Source organism: Pantoea sp. R102, from assembly GCF_004916815.1.
Taxonomy (GTDB): Bacteria; Pseudomonadota; Gammaproteobacteria; order Enterobacterales; family Enterobacteriaceae; genus Pantoea; species Pantoea dispersa.
The window spans coordinates 16,711-32,656 of the sequence record NZ_SDFT01000066.1 but is presented as its reverse complement, the minus strand read 5'-3'; the positions used below and the strand labels follow the sequence as shown (position 1 = coordinate 32,656).

At 58.3% G+C, this 15,946-nt stretch carries 13 protein-coding genes and 2 pseudogenes; 10 read left to right on the top strand and 5 right to left on the bottom strand.

Annotated elements, in window-relative coordinates; genetic code table 11:
* A pseudogene (locus ERD80_RS22840) lies at window positions 1-164 on the top strand (amidase family protein); the annotation flags it as partial.
* Window positions 165-220: 56 nt separating this feature from the next.
* On the opposite strand, the pseudogene ERD80_RS22835 reads toward ERD80_RS22840, so the two are convergent.
* Both ERD80_RS22835 and ERD80_RS08800 read right to left on the bottom strand, forming a co-directional pair.
* Window positions 221-439, bottom strand: a pseudogene (locus ERD80_RS22835) (amidase); the annotation flags it as partial.
* Between the two features lie 10 nt (window positions 440-449).
* Window positions 450-1,130 carry a DUF2848 domain-containing protein gene (locus ERD80_RS08800; RefSeq protein WP_136546580.1) on the bottom strand — a complete coding sequence of 227 codons (681 nt, stop codon included), beginning with the start codon at window positions 1,128-1,130 and terminating at the stop codon, window positions 450-452.
* A gap of 114 nt (window positions 1,131-1,244) precedes the next feature.
* On the opposite strand from ERD80_RS08800, the gene ERD80_RS08795 reads away from it, so the two are divergent.
* Entirely contained in the window at window positions 1,245-1,919 is a 675-nt protein-coding gene (locus ERD80_RS08795; RefSeq protein WP_136546578.1) for a GntR family transcriptional regulator, read from the top strand.
* A gap of 2 nt (window positions 1,920-1,921) precedes the next feature.
* Here the strand turns inward: ERD80_RS08795 and ERD80_RS08790 are convergent, their stop codons facing one another.
* On the bottom strand, window positions 1,922-2,941 hold the full coding sequence (locus ERD80_RS08790) for a LacI family DNA-binding transcriptional regulator (RefSeq protein ID WP_136546576.1): 1,020 nt from the start codon (window positions 2,939-2,941) through the stop codon (window positions 1,922-1,924).
* 263 nt (window positions 2,942-3,204) lie between these two features.
* On the opposite strand from ERD80_RS08790, the gene ascF reads away from it, so the two are divergent.
* The 5 genes from ascF (at window position 3,205) to ERD80_RS08765 (ending at window position 8,678) form a co-directional block, all read left to right on the top strand.
* Window positions 3,205-4,644: a PTS cellobiose/arbutin/salicin transporter subunit IIBC gene (gene ascF, locus ERD80_RS08785; RefSeq protein ID WP_136546574.1), complete on the top strand. Its 1,440-nt coding sequence runs from the start codon at window positions 3,205-3,207 to the stop codon at window positions 4,642-4,644.
* Between the two features lie 25 nt (window positions 4,645-4,669).
* Window positions 4,670-6,106, top strand: a complete 1,437-nt coding sequence (locus ERD80_RS08780) for a 6-phospho-beta-glucosidase (RefSeq protein WP_136546572.1) — start codon at window positions 4,670-4,672, stop codon at window positions 6,104-6,106.
* Window positions 6,107-6,428: 322 nt separating this feature from the next.
* A complete protein-coding gene (locus ERD80_RS08775; protein ID WP_058775074.1) occupies window positions 6,429-6,992 on the top strand; it encodes a YfiR family protein in 564 nt (187 codons plus the stop codon).
* Window position 6,993: 1 nt separating this feature from the next.
* Window positions 6,994-8,208, top strand: a complete 1,215-nt coding sequence (locus ERD80_RS08770) for a diguanylate cyclase (protein WP_058770539.1) — start codon at window positions 6,994-6,996, stop codon at window positions 8,206-8,208.
* Window positions 8,205-8,678, top strand: a complete 474-nt coding sequence (locus ERD80_RS08765) for an OmpA family protein (protein ID WP_136546570.1) — start codon at window positions 8,205-8,207, stop codon at window positions 8,676-8,678. Before ERD80_RS08770 ends, ERD80_RS08765 begins: the two co-directional genes overlap by 4 nt.
* Window positions 8,679-8,686: 8 nt before the next feature.
* On the opposite strand, the gene ERD80_RS08760 is transcribed toward ERD80_RS08765, so the two are convergent.
* Together ERD80_RS08760 and ERD80_RS08755 are read right to left on the bottom strand one after the other, a co-directional pair.
* A complete protein-coding gene (locus ERD80_RS08760; RefSeq protein ID WP_058758822.1) occupies window positions 8,687-9,643 on the bottom strand; it encodes a UV damage endonuclease UvsE in 957 nt (318 codons plus the stop codon).
* Window positions 9,644-9,748: 105 nt separating this feature from the next.
* Window positions 9,749-11,779: a choline transporter gene (locus ERD80_RS08755; RefSeq protein ID WP_021509525.1), complete on the bottom strand. Its 2,031-nt coding sequence runs from the start codon at window positions 11,777-11,779 to the stop codon at window positions 9,749-9,751.
* A 241-nt stretch (window positions 11,780-12,020) separates the two neighbouring features.
* On the opposite strand from ERD80_RS08755, the gene betI reads away from it, so the two are divergent.
* From betI to betA, 3 genes are read left to right on the top strand one after another with little or no spacing between them, the layout of a single operon-like run.
* On the top strand, window positions 12,021-12,617 hold the full coding sequence (gene betI / locus ERD80_RS08750; protein WP_058758824.1) for a transcriptional regulator BetI: 597 nt from the start codon (window positions 12,021-12,023) through the stop codon (window positions 12,615-12,617).
* Window positions 12,618-12,630: 13 nt separating this feature from the next.
* A complete protein-coding gene (gene betB, locus ERD80_RS08745; protein ID WP_136546568.1) occupies window positions 12,631-14,103 on the top strand; it encodes a betaine-aldehyde dehydrogenase in 1,473 nt (490 codons plus the stop codon).
* A gap of 25 nt (window positions 14,104-14,128) precedes the next feature.
* On the top strand, window positions 14,129-15,808 hold the full coding sequence (gene betA, locus ERD80_RS08740; protein ID WP_021509528.1) for a choline dehydrogenase: 1,680 nt from the start codon (window positions 14,129-14,131) through the stop codon (window positions 15,806-15,808).
* The last annotated feature ends 138 nt before the right edge of the window (window positions 15,809-15,946 follow it).

Genomic DNA, 15,946 nt, shown 5'->3' with positions numbered 1-15,946 from the left:
CCGCCCGCGCCGTTCAGCAGGCGCAGCAGGCTGATGTGCGCTGGCAACAGCAACAGCCGCGCAGTCCGATTGATGGACTGCCAATCAGCATCAAAGACCTGTTTGATGTGGCGGACGAACCCACCTGCGCCGGCTCGCGCGTGCTGGCGGATGCGCCGCCCGCCGCGCGCGAGCCGGCGCAGGTGGGTTCGTCCGCCACATCAAACAGGTCTTTGATGCTGATTGGCAGTCCATCAATCGGACTGCGCGGCTGTTGCTGTTGCCAGCGCACATCAGCCTGCTGCGCCTGCTGAACGGCGCGGGCGGAATAGGTCCGCGTAAACACGCGTGCGCCTTCGCCCGATGGCTGCTCGGCGGCGCGTAGTGCCTGTTGCGTCGCGGCGCTTGCAGTGAGGTCTCCGGCGCGCAGTAGCTGGCTCGCCTGCCATAAGGTGGTCATATGCGTCTCCTCAGGCAATCACCGGCAGCGTGCCGGTGACATAGTGGTGTTCCAGCGTGCGATTCAGCAGCGGATCGTGCAGCGCCATGCGGAACTCGCTGGCCGGACGGATGCCGCCAATCGCGCTCAACGTGCCGCATGACATCGCAAAGCCTTCGCTGACCGGGCGATCGCCAAAGTAGCGCGCCAGCAGATCCATCGGCGTGAGCAGAGATGCCAGCGTGCCCTGCTGATAAGTCACCCAGTCGCCGTTGACTTTGATCCACGCGCGCAGCTCCAGCCGATCCCAGTGCGGCTCAACCTCTGCCATACGCCACGCATGACCGGCGACCGGCTTGACGCAGGCCTGCTTCGACAGTGCCACGCTGAAGGTTTCCAGGTGACGGTCGGTGTGATCGGAAATCAGCGACACCCAGTATTCGCCGCGATGGAAAAACACAAACGGCTCGGCTTCGCCGGAGGTTTGCTCGCCCACCACTTCCAGCGGGCTGTGCTGCGCCAGCTGCTGGGTGGCTACGCGATAAAACAGCGGGACTGCACCAGGTGCGGGCACGCCCAGCGCCTCCAGCTCCCTGATATGGTGCAGCACCGCCGCCTGGTCGCGGCCCACCCACCCGGCAATGACCAGCTGCTTAATGTCGACATCCAGCACCGGGGCGGCTTGTGAGTCGGTTGTAAAGCGTAAATGCATGCGATGATCTCCTGATGAAAAATGCGTGTGAAATTTCACTGCAATTTCAAGATAGCCATTTTCATGCCAGGTTTTTGTGTAAGATGTCTCAGTACCCAAATAAGGATCTGCGTGATGAGTGATTCAGTTGCTGAAAATGTGAAGTCACAGGCCGGACAAAAAAGCGTTTCATTGAATGAACAGGCCTATCTGGCGTTCAGGCATCGCCTGATTACGCTGCGCTATAAGCCAGGTGAATATCTCAATACCGCGCAGGTGATGGAGGATCTGGCAATGGGCCGCACGCCGGTTAACCAGGCGGTACACCGGCTGGCGACCGAAGGGTTACTGCAGATTATCCCGCGTAAAGGGGTGATGGTGGCACCGCTGTCGATTGACGATGCGCTGGAGCTGATTGAAGTGCGGCTGGTAAATGAAGCGCTGTGCCTGCGGCTGGCGTCGCAGCGCGTGAATCCGGCGCAGATTGCCCAGCTACAGGCGCTGAATCAGCGCATCGCCGCCGCCAGTGTGGCGCGCGATCGTGAGCAGATGATGCTGCTGGACCGCGAGTTTCATCAGGTGCTGGCTGACATCGCCGGCAACGGTCGTCTGTCAGATATTCTCAGCATCATCCACGCCCAGGCGCAGCGCTTCTGGGCAACCACCCTGTCGAGCGCGCAGCACATGCAGGAGGTGATTGCCGAGCATGACGCAATCATTGCGGCGCTGGCGCAGGGTGACGTAACACGGGCAGAAGACGCCGCGCGCGTGCACATCTATTCGTTTAAGCAGGCGCTGCTGAACGCCTGATTTCAGCCAGGGTAAAACGGGCCGGGACCGACGGATTCGCGCAGAATTAGCTCGCCGGCAAAGGTTTTGCGGTTACGCATTTCGCCGCCGTCGAGCATCGACACCAGGCGTTCAATGGTTTCCTCGATCATGCCGGTCACCGGCATGCGCACGCTGGCCAGCGCCGGAATGGTATAGGGCGCCAGCGGAATATCGTCGAAACCCAGCACCGCCACCTGCTGCGGCACGCGGATGTTATGCGCCGTCAGCGCTTTCAGCGCGCCCACCGCCATCTCATCGTTACTGGCGACCAGCGCGCTGAACGGTTTACCACGCGCCAGCAGCGTTTCCACCGCCGCCGCCCCGTGCTGCGCCTGCCATTTGCCCTCCACCACCAGCGCGTCATCTGCCACCAGCTGATGCTGCGCCAGTGCCGCGTGATAACCGGCCAGGCGCTCGCGCCCGGTTGGCGAGTCAAGCGATCCGGTGATAAAAGCGATATCGCGATGGCCGAGCGCAATCAGCTGCGCCACCGCCTCGGCGCTGGTGCGCTGCTGATCGGAGTAGATGCAGTAACTGTCGTGCTGACGCAGCCGCCGGTTGATTACCAGAATCGGATGGCGGTGCTGGGCAATGATGCTGTCCATCTCATCGATGGTGAGAAAACGCGGATAGATGATCACACCATCGCAGCGCAGATCGAGCAGAAACTGAATCGCCGCACGCTCCTCTTCGGCGCTGTGTTTGCCATCCACCAGCAGTAGCTGACGGCCCTGCTGCTCAAGAATACGCGCCGAATGCTGCATCATTTCGCTGAAATAGCTGCCGGTATACAGCGTGTTGGTGATCACCAGGCCGATGGTCTGGCTGGATTTAGTCGCCAGATTGCGCGCCAGCAAATTCGGCCGGAAGCCGGTCTCGGCAATCGCCTGGTACACCCGATCGCGCTTCTCCTGGCTGACGTAGCCGTTGCCGGACAACACGCGCGACACCGTCGCTTTTGACACGCCGGCCTTTTTTGCCACCTCAAGTATGGTTGCCATGCTTCACTCTGCTTCGCTGCTCATCGCCTCAGTGTACCTAAGCGATGAATAAGACGGGGAATTTTCTTGTCGCCCTGCGCCTGCGGTTAAAGATCCCGCCGCCCGTCAGCCGATCAACATCACAAAATTAAAACGAAGATAGCGATTTTTCTTGTCTGAATGAATGCGCCTGTTCATGATTTTGTGAAACCGGTTTCTCATGAACACATAACAGCCAGACGAAACCGACGTTTCCTCTACCCTACAATCAGAGACAAACATTCATGGCGACCAACTACGCTGACGCCGCACGAGCCATTGTGGCCTCGCTCGGCGGATTAGAGAATATTGAAGCCGTTACCCACTGCATGACACGCCTGCGCTTCGTGGTGAAAGACAGCACGCGCGTCGACAACGCCACACTGAAAGCCATTCCCGGCGTGATGGGCGTGGTGCACACCGACAGTCAGTGTCAGGTGATCATCGGCAACAACGTCAATCTCGCCTTTCAGGAAGTGATGAAACTCGGCACGCCGGGCAACAGCGGCAGCGCGCCGGTGAAACGGAAAATCACGCTGCGCAGTATCGGCGCGGGCATTCTCGATGCGCTGGTCGGCACCATGTCACCGCTGATCCCGGCGATCATTGGCGGATCGATGGTGAAACTGCTGGCGATGATGCTGGAGATGAGCGGTGTGCTGCCCAAAGGCTCGTCGACGTTAATCATCCTGAATGTGATTGGTGACGGCGCCTTCTTCTTCCTGCCGGTGATGGTGGCGGCTTCGGCGGCGCTGAAATTTAAAACCAATATGTCGCTGGCGATTGCCATTGCCGGCGTGCTGGTGCATCCCAATTTTATCGACCTGATGGCCAAAGCGGCGCAGGGTCAGGTAGTGGAATTCGCCTCAGTGCCGGTCACCGCGGTGAAATACACCTACACGGTGATCCCCGCGCTGGTGATGACGTGGATTCTGTCGCACATCGAATATTGGGTCGATCGCTTTACCCCGGCGGTGACCAAAAACTTCCTTAAACCGATGCTGATTGTGCTGATTGCAGCCCCCATCGCCATCGTCTTTATTGGCCCGCTCGGTATCTGGATCGGTAGCGGCATCTCGGCGCTGGTTTACACCATTCACGGTTATCTCGGCTGGCTGTCGGTGGCGATCATGGGCGGTCTGTGGCCGTTGCTGGTAATGACCGGCATGCATCGCGTGTTTACCCCGACCATTATTCAGACCATCGCTGAGACCGGCAAAGAAGGCATGGTGATGCCGTCGGAAATTGGCGCCAACCTGTCACTGGGCGGCTCATCGCTGGCGGTGGCGTTCAAAACCAAAAATCCGGAACTGCGGCAGACGGCGTTCGCGGCGGCAGCTTCCGCCATCGTCGCCGGCATTTCCGAACCGGCGCTGTACGGCGTGGCGGTGCGCCTGAAGCGTCCGCTGATTGCCAGCCTGATCAGCGGCTTTATCTGTGGCGCGGTGGCCGGCATCGGCGGCCTCGCCAGCCACTCGATGGCCTCACCGGGCTTGTTTACCAGCGTACAGTTTTTCGATCCCACCAACCCGATGAGCATCGTCTGGGTGGCTGGCGTGATGGTGCTGTCAGTGGTGCTGTCGTTCATCCTGACGCTGATTCTTGGCTTTGAAGATATTCCGGTGACGGAGACCGCGCCGCGCCCCGGTAAGCCGGAAGCGGCAAAGCCGGTCAGCGCGAATTAATAATGGACTGTGATTGAGGTGAGTGATGTCTGAAGTGACATTTCCTGCGGGATTTTTATGGGGCGGCGCGTTAGCCGCCAACCAGTCAGAGGGGAGTTATCGCGCCGGCGGTAAAGGCTTAACCACGGTGGATATGATTCCACACGGCGAGCATCGCATGGCGGTGAAGCTGGGGCTGGAGCCGCGCTATACGCTGCGCGACGATGAGTTCTATCCGAGCCACGACGCCATCGATTTTTATCACCGCTATAAAGAAGATATCGCCCTGATGGCGGAGATGGGCTTCACGGTGTTTCGCACCTCCATCGCCTGGAGCCGCATTTATCCCAACGGCGATGAGCTGACGCCGAACGCGGCAGGTATCGCCTTCTATCGCAGCGTATTTGAGGAGTGCCGCAAATACGGCATCGAACCACTGGTCACGCTGTGTCACTTCGATGTGCCGATGCATCTGGTCACCGAATACGGTTCGTGGCGCAACCGTAAAATGATCGATTTCTTCGCGCGTTACGCCCGCACCTGCTTCGAAGCGTTTGATGGTCTGGTGAAATACTGGCTGACCTTCAATGAGATCAACATTCTGCTGCACAGCCCGTTCTCCGGTGCCGGTCTGGTGTTCGCGCCGGATGAACATCACGAACAGGTGAAATATCAGGCAGCGCATCATGAGCTGGTCGCCAGCGCGCTGGTAACCAAAATCGCCCATGAGATCAATCCGCAGAATCAGATTGGCTGCATGCTGGCCGGCGGCAACTTCTATCCGTGGTCCTGCAAGCCGGAAGATGTGTGGGCCGCGTTACAGAAAGATCGCGAGAACTTATTCTTTATCGATGTCCAGGCGCGCGGCGCTTATCCCGCTTATGCCGCCCGGGTATTTCGCGAGAAAGGCGTGGAGATTGTCATGGCGGAAGGCGATGACGAACTGCTGCGCCACACCGTCGATTTCATTTCCTTCAGCTATTACGCCTCGCGCTGCGCGTCGGCAGAGATGAATGAACAGAACAGCAGCGCCGCCAACGTGGTGAAGTCACTGACCAATCCGCATCTGGCGCGCAGCGCCTGGGGCTGGGGCATTGATCCCCTTGGCCTGCGCATCACCATGAATATGATGTACGACCGTTATCAGAAGCCGCTGTTTCTGGTGGAAAATGGTCTCGGCGCGCACGATGAAATCAATGCCAGCGGGGAAATTGCAGACGATTACCGCATCAGCTACCTGCAACAGCACATTCGCGCCATGGGTGAAGCGATTGCTGACGGCGTGCCGGTGATGGGCTATACCACCTGGGGCTGCATCGATCTGGTCGCGGCGTCGACCGGTGAAATGAGTAAACGCTACGGATTTGTCTATGTCGATCGCGACGACCACGGCAACGGCACGCTCAACCGGCTGCGCAAAAAATCCTTCTGGTGGTATCAGCGGGTCATTGCCAGCAACGGCCGGGATTTGGATTTTAATTAAAAAAATGCGGTGAATGGCGCTGAATGATTGTTCAATTCAGGGCCATTGCGCCACAAAGGGAATATCCGGCGTCGCCGGACAATTCATTTTGCGAAAAATCGCGCCGCTGCGCTAATTTTGCTGCGGGAATATCCGGCAGAAGCCAGCCTTAATACGCTTATTCTGCTGCGTTTTTATTCATTACTCTTTTAACTCTCTATTTAAATCCGGTCCTGACGAATTTATTCTACCCTGCCTGATCGCGGTATCAGCGCCTGTACGGCGGTACTCTTTTGTACAGCGCGATGGTACTATTTCCCGGTTGCTGTTCAGAGATAGCGCTATGTTACAACTACAATTAAAGGTGAAGGGCGACAGCCAGCTGCTCTATTTATTGCAGGGCTTACGCGCATTTCTTCCCGTATTTTCTCTCATTTATCTCCTCTGTTTTCCTGCTGCTCAGGCGGCAAACAGTGCGGTTCAGCGTGACGATCAGGCTAACCGCATCGTCAGCGGCATCATCAGTTTTAGCCACTGGCCACAGTTAACACAGCCGCCACAGCTGTGCGTATTCGCTTCAGCACAGCACCTTGCGCAGCCTCAGGGCCCGACGCCGTTCAGCGTGGTGTGGATTAACCAGACCAGCGAACTCAGCCGCCAGCGCTGTGATGCCATTTACTTCGGCGATCAGACGCCGCAGCAGCAAACTGAACTGCTGGCGATGCTACAGGGTAAAGCCGTCCTGTCCATCGCGGAAAACAACCCGGACTGTGCGGTTGGCGCGGCCTTTTGTCTGATCTTTAACCGCGATCACACCGCATTTTCCGTCAACCTTGACTCGCTGGCGCGCAGCGGTGTCAGAGTGAGCCCGGACGTGTTGTTGCTGTCCCGCAAAGGAAGCAAATAAGATGAAGTTTGATAGCATAAAAAAAGATAAATCATCGATTCGCAATAAGTTGCGTCGTATCAGCACCGTCAATGCCGCCGTGATATTACTGCTGTGCTGGCTGCTGCTGACATCGACGTCTTTACTGTTTATTAAACGCTATGAGAAAAGAAACCTCGAACTCATTGCCGCCACACTCAGCACCAGCCTGACCGCCGCGACGGTATTTGAAGACAGCTATGATGCCCGCAACAAAATAGCCCTGCTCGGCAATGAAGGGATGTTTGCCTCCGCGAAGCTGGTCACGGCGGGCAATACCGTACTGGTGGACTGGCACGATCGCCAGCAAGAGAGCGGCTGGTATGAAACGCTACTGCGTCGCTGGATCTATCAGCAGCCGCTGGCGGTGGAAATTAATCACGCCGAAACCCAGGTCGGCCATTTAATGCTGGCCGGCACCGTCAGCGGTGCGGCCGATTTTATTCGCTATTCGGTGATGATTTTATCCATCGGTATGCTGTGCGTGCTGGTGATTTCCTGCCTGCTGAGTGAATTTCTGCATCGCGGTATCCTGCGCTCGCTGCGCAATATCACCAGCGCCATCCATTACGTGATTCGCTCTGGCGATTTCTCGACGCGCGTACCGCAAAATCCGACCAAAGAGTTTCAGCTGTTTTCCGAAGATCTCAACTCGCTGCTGAGTGAAATGCAGACGCTAAAAGCCTCGCTGCTACGCGATAACCGTTCACTGGCGGCCAAAGCGCTGGAGGATCCGTTAACCGGACTGGCCAACCGCTCGGCGTTTGTTGGCCGCCTGTCGCAGTTGCTCGATCAGCAGCTGGCGCATGAGAATTTTGTGCTGCTGTTTCTCGACGGCGATCGCTTCAAGAGCATTAACGATAACTGGGGCCATGCCGCCGGTGATGAAGTGTTGAAGGCCATCGCGGCGCGCCTCAGCGCGCTGGCGTATCAGGACGATCTGGTGGCGCGGCTGGGCGGTGACGAGTTTGCCATGCTGATCACCAGCCGCACCTCAGAAGCCGATCTGCAGCAGCTGACGGAAGATATTCGTACCGCAATCGCGCAATCGATTGTGATTTCGGAAGGCACGCAGATCACCACATCGGTGACCATCGGCTACGCCTGGTCGCAGCATGGCGATTCGGTGGCGTCGATTCTGGAGCGCGCCGATATGCACATGTATAAAAACAAAGGAATGAGTAAGGTACGCGTATGAAACTGAAATCATGTTTGCTGCTTATGGTGCTGGCCTGTGTCGGCTGTCAGTCAACCGGGCGTTTTAGCGACGCGCAGATTAAAGCGATGCGCGAGGCCGGCTTCAGCGAAAACGCCGAAGGCTGGGGACTGGGCCTGTCCGATAAAATCCTGTTTGGCATCAATGAATCTGACCTGACGCCCGCCAGCAAAGCCAGCATTGCGCAGATGGCGAAAAACCTGGCCGCTACCGGCATCGAACATCTGCGCGTTGACGGCCACACCGATAACTACGGCAAAGCGGATTACAACCAGCAGCTGTCGCTGAAACGCGCCAACGCGGTGGCCGATCAGTGGGCCACCGGCGCGGCGATTCCACGGCAAAACATCGTGACGCGCGGGCTGGGCATGAGCGCGCCGGTCGCCAGCAATAACACTGCGCAGGGCCGGGCGCAAAATCGCCGCGTCGCCATTGTGATCACGGCGCCGTAAGCGGTTAATCAGCGCGTCTGCGCATAGTCATACAGGCGATCGCGCGCGAGGTTCTTCATTTTGACTTCGCACATGATGTCGAAGCGATCAAACGACAGCGCCCAGTCATTCAGCGTCTGGTTGAAATAGTAGTCAGAATGGGCGCGCAGCTTCGGCTTAGAGGCGGCAAGTTGCTCCTGATCGGGAAAGCCGCTCTCCGGGATCAGCCCTTCCTGGGCGATCGAATAGTGCAGCACCGGCCGCACGCCGCGCCACGACTCCAGAATCAGCGCCACGCGCGCATCGCTGGCCTGAATAAACTGGTTCTCTTTCACCCAGTGATGGTGAATATCCAGCACCACCGGACACAGCGCTCGTGCCTGCAAGACGTCATCCAGCGAGCAGGAAATTTCGTCATTTTCCACCGTCAGCATATTGCGGGCTTCCGGGCTGAGGCGCATAAACGCCGCGCGAAAACCCTCAATACCGCGTTTGCCGTTCATGTGGATGTTGATTTTGAAATCCTGAAACTGCCTGCCGTAGCCCATCAATACCGCGCACAGCGTGTGGTACTCGACATCCTCCAGCGCCCGATCCACCACGTCATCATTATCCGAAGCCAGCACCGTATACTGGCCGGGATGGAACGACAGGCGAATGTTGTGCGCGCGGGCCAATTCGCCGCAGCGGCTAAACAGCGGCTGCAGCTCGGGCAGAATATCGCCATACAGTTCAGTGGCCAGCGGCACGGTGTACAGCGGCAGCAGATCGCTGCCGATGCGCATCATGCGTAATGCATCCGGCTGCTGCGCCAGCTGTTCCAGCGTCAGAGAGAGGTTCTGCAGGTTATTTTGTGCCAATGTCAGCAGCAGCGTGGCCGCCGCGTTACGCTCCATAGCGAGAAAGCGTGTGCGGGTGGTGGTTTTAAATGGAAATGGCTGTTTAGCCTCAGAATCAAAGTACTTACACGCAAAACCCAATTTCATTATGTTCCCCTTCAGGTCAGCTAGTGAGTCTAGCTGCCGCTGGCAATTATGCGAGGAACGCCGCGTGATTAAACGGGCAGCCGCCTTGCACGGCTGCCCGCACTGTTACACGCTCGGGTAAGTGATATTGCTGCCCGGCGCTTCACGATGCAGATGGATAAAGTTCAGGTGACGCTCGTACTGATCGAGAATGTCGATAATCACCTGCTCCTTGTTGTAGTCCATCAGATCGTTGCCCTGGCTGCCCTCCAGCAGGAAGGTTTCCAGCCGGTAATAGTGCGACTTACCGCTGCGGGCGCGATAGGTGAAGCCCGGCACCGAGTACTGCTGCGGCCACACCTGATAGACGAAATCCTGCTCCTCGCCGAGGTGCACGCGCAGATCAAGGTAGCCCAGCGGCTGGCCCTCTTCCGGCGCAACGCTCTCCAGCGATACGCGACCGCCGCGCAGCTCCAGCTCTTTAGCGACATCCTGCATCGCCGGATAGATCACGGTTTCCATCATCTGCTGGGTATAGCGCGTGCCCGGGTAGTTCATCAGGCGCGACAGCCGCTTTTTCCAGCTCAGACGGTCATTGCTCGCCGGAATATAGGGCGCGGTATCACGGCTGGCGCTGGCGCGGCGGTGATCTTCCACTTTGAGTGATTTATACAGCCCGGCCATCACAAAGAAAATCACGAAGCTGAACGGCAGGCCCATGATCACCGTGGTGTTTTGCAGCGCAGAGATGCCGTTGGTCATCAGCATGCCCATGGTCAGCACGCCAATCGCCACCGACCAGAAAATGCGCAGCCAGTTTGGCGCATCGCTGTTGATATCCTTCAGCTTCGAGGTGAAGTTCCCCAGCACCAGCGAGCCGGAATCCGCCGAGGTAACATAAAACAGCATGCCGGTAATGGTGGCGACCGAGGCGCTGAACTTAAACGCCGGATACTGCGCCAGCAGGCTGTAGAACCCGCGCTCGGCATGCGCCATCACTTCCTGGGCAAAACCGGCATCGCCGTGGATGATCTCGTACAGCGCCGCGTTACCGAACACCGACAGCCACAGCAGCGTGAAGGTGAACGGGATAATCAGCGTGCCGAGCACAAACTCACGGATGGTGCGGCCACGGGAAATACGGGCGAGGAACAGGCCGACAAACGGCGACCACGCCACCCACCACGCCCAGAAAAACAGCGTCCAGCTGTTCATCCACTGCGTCGGACGATCAAACGCAAAGGTGTTGAGCGTCATGCCCATAAAGCGGTTGATGTAATCACCGACGTTCAGCACCAGCGCGTTGAGCAGGAAATCCGTCTTGCCCATAAACAGCACAAACAGAATCAGACCAAGCGCCAGCGCGACATTCAGCTCCGACAGGATGCGGATACCTTTATCCACGCCCGAGGTCACCGAAATGGTGGCAATCACCACCGACAGTACAATCAGCGCCATCTGCGCCGTCAGCCCTTCCGGCACATCAAATAACACTTTCAGCCCGTAGTTGAGCTGTACCACGCCGATACCCAGCGTGGTGGCGATACCAAAAATGGTGCCGATCACCGCCGCGATATCCACCGTGTGGCCAATCGGGCCGTTAATGCGTTTGCCGAAGATCGGATAAAGCGCCGAGCGAATGGTGAGCGGCAGATTATAGCGGTAGCTGAAGTAGCCGAGCGCGATGCCCATCAGCGCATACATCGACCAGCCGGTCAGACCGTAGTGGAACAGCGTCCACACCATCGCCTGACGCGCCGCTTCCAGGGTCTGCCCGGCCCCTTCCGGCGGCTGCATATACTGCGTGACCGGTTCCGCCACCGAGAAGAACATCAAATCGATGCCGATGCCGGCGGCAAACAGCATCGCCGACCAGCTCAGCAGACTGAATTCGGGTTTGGACTGCTCCGGGCCCAGCTTGATGGCGCCGTAGCGTGAACAGGCCATATAGATGACAAAGACGATATACAGCGTGGCGGCCAGCATGTAGTACCAGCCAAAAGTGGACGATACCCAGTTGACCGCGCTCTGGATCCAGCCGGCAGCGAGATCGCTGTACAAAATGGTGACAAGTGAAAATGTCAGAATCAGTCCGGCAGAGGTGTAAAACACCACGGGATTGATTCTGTCTTTTTCACTGGCAGGTGGATTAATCATCGGTTACCTCTGGTTAATTTCCTGTAATTATTCAATGAAGTAGCAGGGCCGTAGCGATCAGCCTTATCGGTATCGTTCTCCTGTTTTCCCTCCTGATTGTTCGGCACGGTTCAGTATTCACCTTCCCGTTGCGCTTTCATAACAACCGAAGCACAGTATCCTAACAAGTTTCTTTTTTATATTGAACGTGCAATCAAAAAAAGTTTTAATAGGGGTCTTACATTGCGGTGGAGCTGGAGTCATGCCAAAGGTGGGAATGCAGCCGATACGTCGTCGGCAACTGATTGATGCGACCCTGAGTACCATTAACGAAGTCGGGATCAATGACGCGACCATTGCGCAGATTGCGCGGCGCGCCGGCGTCTCGACCGGCATCATCAGCCACTACTTCAAAGACAAAAACGGTTTGCTGGAAGCCACCATGCGCGACGTGACGCGTCAGCTGCGTGATGCGGTGGCGGCACGACTGAAACCGCTGGCGGGAGCTGGCACCGAAGCGCGCCTGCTGGCGATTGTCGAAGGTAACTTCGACGACACCCAGGTGCACAGCGCAGCGATGAAAGCGTGGCTGGACTTCTGGGCCAGCAGCATGCATCAGCCGCAGCTGGGTCGCCTGGAACGCGTCAGCAGCCGTCGCCTGTTTTCTACGCTCGCTGCCGAGTTTCGCCGCGAGCTGCCGCGTGAGCAGGCGCGGCTGGCCGCGCACGGTCTGGCCTCGCTGATTGATGGCCTGTGGCTGCGCGCTGCGCTGAGCGGCAAACCGTTTGATCTGGCGATTGCCAGAACGCTCACCACCCAATTCATTCGCCAGCAGCTGGCTGGTGCCGCGAATCACTGAGGAAGGAGCAACCATGTCCCGATTCACCGAGCAGCATTTATACATTGATGGTCAATACGTTGCCGCAGCAGCGGGCGACACATTCCAGACCATCAACCCGGCCAATGGCGAAGTGCTGGCCGAGGTCCATGAAGCCGCGCAGGCGGATGTCGATCGCGCGGTCGCCGCCGCGCAAAAAGGCCAGAAAATCTGGGCGGCCATGACGGCGATGGAGCGGTCACGCATCCTGCGCCGTGCGGTGGATATCCTGCGCGAGCGTAACGATGAGCTGGCGGCGCTGGAAACCCTCGACACCGGTAAACCGCTGAGTGAAACCCAGGCGGTGGACATTGTTACCGGTGCCGATGTGCTGGAGTACTACGCCGGCCTAATTCCGGCGCTGGAAGGCCAGCAGATCCCGCTGCGTGATACCTCCTTCGTCTATACGCGCCGCGAACCGCTTGGCGTGGTCGCCGGTATTGGCGCATGGAACTATCCGATTCAAATCGCGCTGTGGAAATCTGCGCCGGCGCTGGCGGCCGGTAACGCGATGATCTTTAAACCCAGCGAAGTGACGCCGCTGAGCGCGCTGAAGCTGGCAGAAATCTACAGCGAAGCCGGCGTACCGGACGGCGTGTTCAACGTGCTGAACGGGCGCGGCGCGGTGACCGGTCAGCTGCTGACCGACCATCCGGGCATCGACAAAATCTCCTTCACCGGTGGCGTGGCCAGCGGCAAAAAAGTGATGGCCAACGCGGCCGGCTCCACGCTGAAAGAGGTGACCATGGAGCTGGGCGGCAAATCGCCGCTGATCGTGTTTGACGATGCCGACCTCGATCTCGCCGCCGACATCGCCATGATGGCGAACTTCTACAGCTCCGGTCAGGTGTGCACCAACGGCACGCGCGTGTTTGTGCCGACGGCATTGCAGCAGGCGTTTGAAGCAAAAATCGCTGAACGCGTGGCGCGCATCAATGCTGGCGATGTCAACGATCCGGCCACCAACTTCGGCCCGCTGGTCAGCTTCCCGCATCGAGACAATGTGTTGCGCTATATCGAATCCGGCATTAGCGAAGGCGCGCGCCTGCTGTGCGGCGGTAAACGCATGAGCGGCGCGGCGTTTGATAACGGTGCCTGGGTAGAGCCGACCGTGTTCACCGATTGCCGTGATGAGATGACCATCGTACGCGAAGAGATTTTCGGACCGGTGATGTCGATCCTGACCTACGACAGCGAGGAAGAAGTGGTGCGCCGCGCCAATGCCACCGAATACGGCCTGGCGGCGGGTCTGGTCACCCGGGATCTGAATCGCGCGCACCGCGTCATTCACCAGATTGAAGCGGGCATTTGCTGGATCAACACCTGGGGTGAATCCGCCGCTGAAATGCCGGTGGGCGGTTACAAGCACTCCGGTATCGGCCGCGAGAATGGCCTGATGACGCTGCAGAGCTACACCCAGGTGAAATCTGTGCAGGTCGAACTGACCCGTTTTCAGTCGGTATTTTAATCAAGCTTAACCTGAGGAGCGACTAATGGAATTTGATTACATCATTATCGGAGCCGGATCCGCAGGGAACGTTTTGGCAACAAGACTGACCGAAGACAGCAGCGTAAACGTCCTGCTGCTGGAGGCCGGCGGTCCCGATTACCGCTTTGATTTCCGCACGCAAATGCCGGCGGCGCTGGCCTGGCCGTTACAGGGCAAACGCTACAACTGGGCGTACGAAACCGAGCCTGAGCCACACATGAATAACCGCCGCATGGAGTGCGGACGCGGTAAAGGGCTGGGCGGTTCGTCGCTGATCAACGGCATGTGCTACATCCGCGGTAACGCCATGGATCTCGACAACTGGGCGCAGCAGCCGGGTCTGGAAAACTGGACTTACCGCGACTGCCTGCCCTACTACCGCAAGTCGGAAACGCGCGATATCGGTGCTAATGATTATCACGGTGGCGAAGGCCCGGTGAGCATCACCACCTGTAAGCCAGGTAACAACCCGCTGTTCGCCGCGATGATTGAAGCCGGCGTGCAGGCGGGCTATCCGCGCACCGACGATCTCAACGGTTATCAGCAGGAAGGATTTGGTCCGATGGACCGTTTCGTGACGCCGCAGGGCCGCCGCTCCAGCACCGCGCGCGGTTATCTGGATACGGCAAAACAGCGTCCGAACCTGAAAATCATCACCCACGCCACCACCGATCGCATTCTATTCGAGGGCAAACGCGCGGTCGGCGTGCAGTATCTGCACGGCGCCAGCGATACGTCGCACACCGTGCATGCGCGGCGTGAAGTGCTGCTGTGCGCCGGTGCTATCGCCTCGCCGCAGATTCTGCAGCGCTCCGGCGTTGGCGCGGCGGCATTGCTGAAGCAGCACGATATCCCGCTGGTGCATGATCTCCCGGGCGTCGGTGAAAACCTGCAGGATCATCTGGAGATGTACCTGCAGTACGAGTGCAAAGAGCCGGTATCGCTCTATCCGGCCCTGAAGTGGTGGAACCAGCCGAAAATTGGTGCCGAGTGGCTATTCAAAGGCACCGGTATCGGCGCCAGCAACCAATTTGAGGGCGGTGGCTTTATCCGCAGCCGGGAAGAGTTTGCCTGGCCCAACATTCAGTACCACTTCCTGCCGGTGGCGATTAACTACAACGGCTCGAATGCGGTAGAAGCGCACGGTTTCCAGTGTCACGTCGGTTCGATGCGTTCACCAAGCCGCGGTCACGTGCGCATTAAGTCGCGCGATCCGCGCCGGCATCCGGCGATTCTGTTTAACTACATGGCGCACGAGCAGGACTGGCATGAGTTCCGCGATGCCATCCGCATCACGCGGCAAATCATCAACCAGCCGGCGCTGGATAAGTATCGCGGCAAAGAGATCAGTCCGGGGCTGGAGTGCCAGAGCGACGAGCAACTGGATGAGTTTGTGCGCAACCATGCTGAGACCGCTTACCATCCGTGCGGCACCTGTAAAATGGGTAGCGATGAGATGGCGGTTGTGGATGGCGAAGGTCGCGTACACGGCCTGCAGGGGCTGCGCGTGGTCGACGCCTCAATTATGCCGCTGATCATCACCGGTAACCTGAATGCCACCACCATCATGATTGGTGAGAAGATCGCCGACAACATTCGTGGTCGCCAGCCGCTGCCGCGCAGCGAAGCGGACTACTTCGTGGCGGGCGATCGCCCGGTGCGCGGCGAGCCGCTGCGCGCATAAAGCAGTGATGTCTCAGGGGGAGAACGTACGGTTCTCCCTTTTTTTCGCCCTCTTCTCTCTCGTCACCCCGCCTGCCATTAAGGCCTGTCAGACTTTGCGCCGCACGGTGCTGGCACCTGGGTTGATGTAGCAACCTAA